The sequence below is a fragment of the Albidovulum sp. genome (genome assembly GCF_049646345.1).
Lineage (GTDB): Bacteria > Pseudomonadota > Alphaproteobacteria > Rhodobacterales > Rhodobacteraceae > Albidovulum.
Window position 1 is genome coordinate 1 of record NZ_JBARVQ010000071.1, and the last position, 6,078, is coordinate 6,078.

Below are 6,078 nucleotides of genomic sequence, written 5' to 3' on the forward strand. Positions count from 1 at the left end.
GGAGCGGTCTTCGCCCTGCGAAGACCGCGACATGGGAAACCGGCGCGCGGCACGCGCGCTCTGCTGGATCACGCAGGGCCAAACGGATTTTGACAGGGAAGGTCCGCATCGGCGATAGTCGGGCCAATGTGGCGGCACGGCCATGGGGAGGACACCAGAAGATGGGACGACATGTCCTCCTGATCGAGGACGAGCCGCATATCGCCGAGGCGATCCGGTTCCTTCTGACCCGTGACGGCTGGATGGTGACGAGCCATGGTGACGGGGCCGATGCCCTTGAAGTGATCCGGCATGTCGCCCCCGATATCCTGATCCTCGACCTGATATTGCCCGGCCGGTCGGGCCATGAGATTCTCGCCGATCTCAGGGCCGATCCGTCACTGGCCGCGCTGCCGGTTCTCGTTCTGTCCGCCCGTGGTCAGACCGGGATCCGGGCCAAGATCGAACAGGCGGGTGCCTCGCGCTTCATGTCCAAACCTTTCGGCAACGAAGAGATCGTCGCCACTTTGCGACAGATGGTGACCGCATGACGGGCCAGCATATCAAAGGGCCAGCGCCATGCCGATGAAGCAACCGCGTTTTCTTGCCCGGCAAAGTTATCGCCGCCGCCGCATGGCGGACGCGGCCCGGCTTCTGCCGCTGCTGGGGCTATTCCTGATCCTCTTGCCGATCCTCTGGCGACCGGCCCAAAGCCCCGCACCGGATACCGCAAGCGGCGGGGTCTATCTTTTTATCGTCTGGCTGGTCCTGATCGCCATCGCCTGCATCCTTGCCAGGCGTCTTTCGGTCGGTGCACCGCCGGATGAGGAGCAGCCCTGATGGTGCCGTTCAACATCCTCGTCGCGGTTTGTCTCGTCTATGTCGGGATTCTCTTCCTTGTCGCCTTCGTTGCCGAACGGCGGGCCGAGCGCGGCAAGGTCGGCTGGCTGCGTTCGCCGATGGTCTACACGCTGTCGCTGTCGATCTATTGCACCGCCTGGACCTTTTACGGTGCGGTCGGCTATGCGGCGCGGTCGGGGCTGGAATACCTCACCATCTATCTCGGACCGACGCTGGTGCTGATCGGCTGGTGGGTGATCCTGCGCAAGCTGGTGCGCATCGGCCGCAGCCAGCGTGTGACCTCTATCGCCGACCTCATCTCCTCGCGCTACGGCAAGTCCAATGTGCTGGGCGTCATCGTCACGGTGATCTGCGTGGTTGCCGCCACGCCCTATATTGCGCTGCAACTGCAATCGGTGACGCTTTCCTTCGGCGTCTTCGCCAGCGGTACGCCCGAGGGCTGGGCATTGCCCGATCAAAGCGCCACGGCGCTATGGGTCGCGGGGGGGCTCACGCTCTTCACCATTCTCTTCGGCACCCGCAACCTTGACGCCAATGAACGCCATCACGGTGTGGTCATGGCCATCGCGCTGGAAGCGGTGGTCAAGCTGGTGGCGCTGCTTGCGGTCGGCATTTTCGTGGTCTGGGGGGTGGCCGATGGCTGGGGCGACATTGCCGCGCGGATCGCGGCATCGCCCATCGCCGACTGGCCGCTGCAACCGGGCCGCTGGATCGGCCTCACCTTCGTTTCGGCGGCCGCCATCCTGACCCTGCCGCGCATGTTTCAGGTCATGGTCGTCGAAAATTCGGACGAACGGCACCTGTCGACCGCCTCCTGGGCCTTTCCGCTTTATCTGATGCTGATGAGCCTTTTCGTCGTGCCGATTGCCGTCGTGGGGCTCTCGGAGCTACCCGCAGGTGCGAATCCCGACCTCTTTGTCCTGACGCTGCCGTTGGCCGAAGGGCAGGGCAAACTCGCGATGCTGGCCTTTCTGGGGGGATTTTCCTCGGCCACGTCGATGGTCATTGTCGCGGCCATCGCGCTGGCCACGATGGTGTCGAACCATGTCGTCATGCCGCTCTGGCTGTCATTGCGCGAAGGCGGTGCGCGCGCGCCGGGCGATGTGCGGGGGCTGGTTCTCATGTCGCGGCGCATCTCCATCGCCGCCGTTCTGGCGCTTGGCTATATCTATTACACGCTGTCTGGCGGCTCGGCGGCACTGGCCGCGATCGGCCTTATCGCCTTTCTCGGCGTGGCGCAGATCTTGCCCGCAATGCTCGGCGGTATTTTCTGGCGGGGGGCGACGGGCACCGGTGCGGCGCTTGGCCTGACGGTCGGATTCCTTGTCTGGCTTTATACGCTCTACCTGCCCTCCTTTGGTGAGGGCGGGTTGCTCTCGCCCGCACTTCTGGCCGAGGGGCCTTTGGGGATCAGCTGGCTGCGTCCACAGGCTTTGTTCGGCATCGAGGGGCTCGATCCCCTGTTGCATGCGCTGTTCTGGTCGCTCGCGCTCAACACCTTCACCTTTGTCGGCGTCTCGCTGTTTACCTTCCCCGGCCCGATCGAACGCATGCAGGGCCTCGCCTTCGTCAATGTCTTCGATCATGACCCCGGCGCGCGGGGCTGGAGCCGGGGCGGGGCCGAGGCCGAGGACCTGCTGACCGTGGCACAGGGCATTCTCGGTGCCGAAGAGGCGCAGGGATTCTTTGAGGCCGAGGCGCATGCGCAGGGCAAAGCGGGCTTCCTGCCCGACACGACGCCCGATTTCATCGAACGACTGGAGCGGCGCCTTGCCGGTGCCGTGGGCGCGGCAACGGCCCATGCGATGATTGCCCAATTCGCTGTGGGTGCTGCGGTCTCGGCGCAGGATCTGATGGCGGTCGCCTCTGAGGCGCAGCAGATCCTTGAATATTCGACCCAGCTTGAGGCCAAATCCGAAGAACTGGCCCGCACCGCGCGGCAATTGACCGAGGCCAATGACAAGCTGAAGGATCTGTCCGTCCAAAAGGACGCCTTTCTCAGCCAGATCAGCCATGAATTGCGCACGCCGATGACCTCGATCCGGGCCTTTTCAGAGATCCTGAAGGACCCTGATCTGCCCGCTGAGATGCAAAAGAAATATGCCGGTGTGATTCATGACGAGACGATCCGCCTGACCCGGCTGCTGGACGATCTGCTCGACCTTTCAGTGCTGGAAAACCGCAAGGTGAAGCTGGATGTGACGGTCGCCAATCTTCACGACCTGATCTCAAAGGCGGTGCAGGCTGCGTCGAATACAAGGCCCGAGCGGCCGTTCACCCTGCACCGCGATTACCCGGCAGAGCACATTCCCGTCATCACCGATACCGACCGTCTGGTGCAGGTCTTCATCAACCTCGTCTCGAACGCCCGGAAGTACTGCGATGCCGAACGGCCCGAACTGGCGATCAATGCGCGCCGGAGGGGCGGGCGGATCATCATCGATTTCATCGACAATGGCGCAGGCATTCCCAAGGCCTCGCAACGGCTGATCTTCGAGAAATTCGCGCGCCTGACCGATACGGCGCGTGCAGGCGGGGCGGGGCTCGGCCTTGCCATCTGCCGCGAGATCATGGGCAATTTGGGCGGTACGATTTCCTATCTGCCTGGGCAGGGCGGTGCGGCCTTCCGGGTCTCGCTACCGGTCAAGCCCGAGGCGCGATTGGGCGCGGAAGCGGCCGAGTAGCCGGGCGCAACGCTTTGGTAACCCTGTGCGGCCTAGTCTGACCTGAAGCCCGCATGGGGCACCCGGGGACGGAGGCATGAGCGAGAACGCATCAGAGACGGTTCTGAAACGCAAGGCAGAAGCCGGGCGAAACCATTTCGGTGGTGGTGCTGTCACGCCCGAAAAAGCCCTGGGTCAGGCATTGGCCAAGGCGGCGCAGGACATGATGAAACTGCCGCTGCGCATGGCGACGGGCCGCGAAGGGCGGATGTCGCTGGCTGAGGTCATCGAATGTCTGCCAGACCGCGCGCTTCTGGCCCTGCTCGAAGGGCCGGAAGAGGGGCTTGGTTTGATGGTGCTGGCACCCGAGGTGCTGGCAAGCCTCATCGAGATGCAGACAACCGGGAAGATAAGCGCAGGTACCGTGACCGCGCGTCGGCCGACCCGGACCGATGCGGCGATGTCGGCGCCCTTTGTTGACCGCGTTCTTGGCGAACTTGAAGTGCTGCTTGCCGCCGATGCCGCGATCATCTGGGCCGGGGGCTTTCGCTACGCCTCATATCTGGAAGATGCGCGCCCGCTCGGGCTTCTGATGGAGGATACAGGTTACCGCGTCTTTCGTCTCACACTCGATTTCGGCGAGGATACGGCACGTCAGGGCGCCTTCCTGCTCGCCTTGCCATCCTAGGGAAAAGGCGCGCCGCCCGTCCGATCCGCGACTGAAGGAAGCGGTGCCGGCACGGCGATTGTCAGCGCAGATGCTACGGCTGAGTGGCACAGATGCATGGAAGAGGTGGTCATGGGGGCCCGGGCCCATGTTCAGGCGGTTCTCGACCGGGTGTCGATGCCGCTATCCTCTGTGCTGGCGCTGAAACCGGGGGGGCTGGTACCGCTCTCGGCGGGTGTGTTGACGAAGCTTCGGATCGAAAGCCGGGGGCGGTTCATTGCCTATGGCAAGCTCGGCCAGTGTAACGGCAATCTTGCCGTCAGACTGCTTGTCGCACCCGACGGGAAGAGAGTGGACATTGATCCTCAGATCCCGCAGATCGCAACGGGCCAGGGGGCGGCAGCAAAAGCATCACCCGATGAAACCGGCGGAGATGCGAAGTTTGGTGCCGCGGAGAATAGGGTGCGTGACGCGACCATTCCTGCCGCGCAGGCACCGGTTTCATCCTGAGCCCGGAACGGAATGAAAAGAAACGATTTTTCGCAGAAAAATCGACAAATTTTCGAAGAAAATTTGGGTCTGCAGGATCAGCTTCCGGCGGCAAGACGTTCCAGGGCGGCGCGGAAGGGTTCAAGGTTGTAGCCCCAGCGCGATGGTGTCGCGATCAGATCGTCGACCGGCATCCGGTCCGCATGCGCCAATGCCCAGACGATCGAAGACCGGTTGCCAGACGCACAATAGGCCAGCACCGGTCCTGTCGCCGCGTCGATGGCGGCGCGCTGCCCGGATACGGCCTCCATCGTGATCGCGCCGCCGATGACGGGATTGATCACGAATGTCATGCCTGCAGCTTCCACTGCTGCCCGCATCTGTTCTCCGTGCAGATCCGCCGGGATTTCCATGTCGGGCCGGTTGTCGATGATGGTGACAAACCCGGCAGCCCGGATTGCCGCCACATCCTCGGGCGCGATCTGTGGCGAGACGGCATAGGCCGGGGTCAGATGGCGGATCTCCATGATCTCTCCTAGGCAAGAACCGCGCGGACAATAGCGGTGCTTCCCGGCGGACGGAAGCGGAAAGCGGAGCCGCCCGACCTGTCCGCCTATGCAGGATTGACTTGCATCAAGGCCCGTTCCGCCCCAGCCTTATTAGAAGTGATCGGGGATTGGGAAAGGAGACCCGCATGAAACCCGTTGCCGAACGCAAGGCCGAACTTCTGGCCCGCCAGACTGACCTGAAGACCCGCATCGTCGGGATCGGCGAAGAACTCGACAGCCATGAAGCCAAGGACTGGGAGGAAATGGCGACGGAACGCGAGGCCGACGAGGTTCTGGAGGACCTTGGCCAGTCGGCCCAGGCGGAACTGCGGATGATCGAGGCGGCGCTCGCCCGGATCGATGAAGGGGAATACGGCTATTGCGTGCAATGCGGCGAGCGGATTGCCGAGGAACGGCTGGACCTCTTGCCCGCAACGCCATTCTGCCGCAATTGCGCGCCGAGAAAATAAGCGGCGTTATGTTGCGACGGGCGACGGGCGACGGGCATTGCCATTGCGATCTGGTCCCCTAGACTGGCGCCGTTGGCAGCGTAAGGGGGCAGGCTGGCATGGCCGAATTGGTTCGTGTGACAACGGCGGACGGGGTGATGACCCTCACGCTCGACAATCCGCCGGTCAATGCGTTGGGGGCGGGGCTGCGGCAAGGTATTGATGCCGCCTTGCGTTTAGCTGAAGCAGACCCGGATGTGCGCGTCATTCTTCTTCAGGCCGCAGGGCGGACATGGCCGGCTGGCGCAGATATCCGTGAATTCGGACGCCCGCCCGCAGAGCCGCTTTTGCCCGAACTCTGCTCCGCGATTGCCGCCTCTCGGAAACCGGTCATTGCGGCCCTGCACGGCACGGTTCTGGGC

8 protein-coding genes are annotated in these 6,078 nt (G+C 63.5%); 7 read left to right on the forward strand and 1 reads right to left on the reverse strand.

What is annotated here, in order from left to right:
- Positions 1-161 precede the first annotated feature (161 nt).
- The 5 genes from WBB85_RS01730 (at position 162) to WBB85_RS01750 (ending at position 4,680) form a co-directional block, all read left to right on the forward strand.
- Entirely contained in the window at positions 162-530 is a 369-nt protein-coding gene (locus WBB85_RS01730) for a response regulator transcription factor (RefSeq protein ID WP_432636899.1), read from the forward strand.
- A 28-nt stretch (positions 531-558) separates the two neighbouring features.
- The gene (locus WBB85_RS01735; RefSeq protein ID WP_432636900.1) at positions 559-819 is read left to right on the forward strand and encodes a hypothetical protein; all 261 of its coding nucleotides are present in this window, start codon (positions 559-561) and stop codon (positions 817-819) included.
- A 2-nt stretch (positions 820-821) separates the two neighbouring features.
- The gene (locus WBB85_RS01740; RefSeq protein ID WP_432636906.1) at positions 822-3,524 is read left to right on the forward strand and encodes an ATP-binding protein; all 2,703 of its coding nucleotides are present in this window, start codon (positions 822-824) and stop codon (positions 3,522-3,524) included.
- A 76-nt stretch (positions 3,525-3,600) separates the two neighbouring features.
- Positions 3,601-4,191, forward strand: a complete 591-nt coding sequence (locus tag WBB85_RS01745) for a hypothetical protein (RefSeq protein WP_432636901.1) — start codon at positions 3,601-3,603, stop codon at positions 4,189-4,191.
- A 96-nt stretch (positions 4,192-4,287) separates the two neighbouring features.
- Complete coding sequence (locus tag WBB85_RS01750; protein WP_432636902.1) at positions 4,288-4,680, forward strand: FliM/FliN family flagellar motor C-terminal domain-containing protein; 393 nt, start codon at positions 4,288-4,290, stop codon at positions 4,678-4,680.
- 77 nt (positions 4,681-4,757) lie between these two features.
- On the opposite strand, the gene WBB85_RS01755 is transcribed toward WBB85_RS01750, so the two are convergent.
- Positions 4,758-5,186, reverse strand: a complete 429-nt coding sequence (locus tag WBB85_RS01755) for a TIGR01244 family sulfur transferase (RefSeq protein ID WP_432636903.1) — start codon at positions 5,184-5,186, stop codon at positions 4,758-4,760.
- A gap of 167 nt (positions 5,187-5,353) precedes the next feature.
- Here WBB85_RS01755 and WBB85_RS01760 point away from each other — a divergent pair, with 167 nt between their 5' ends.
- Positions 5,354-5,677: a TraR/DksA family transcriptional regulator gene (locus WBB85_RS01760; RefSeq protein WP_432636904.1), complete on the forward strand. Its 324-nt coding sequence runs from the start codon at positions 5,354-5,356 to the stop codon at positions 5,675-5,677.
- Between the two features lie 98 nt (positions 5,678-5,775).
- Positions 5,776-6,078, forward strand: a 303-nt coding sequence (locus WBB85_RS01765; protein WP_432636905.1) for an enoyl-CoA hydratase/isomerase family protein, incomplete at its 3' end; no start/stop codon positions are given.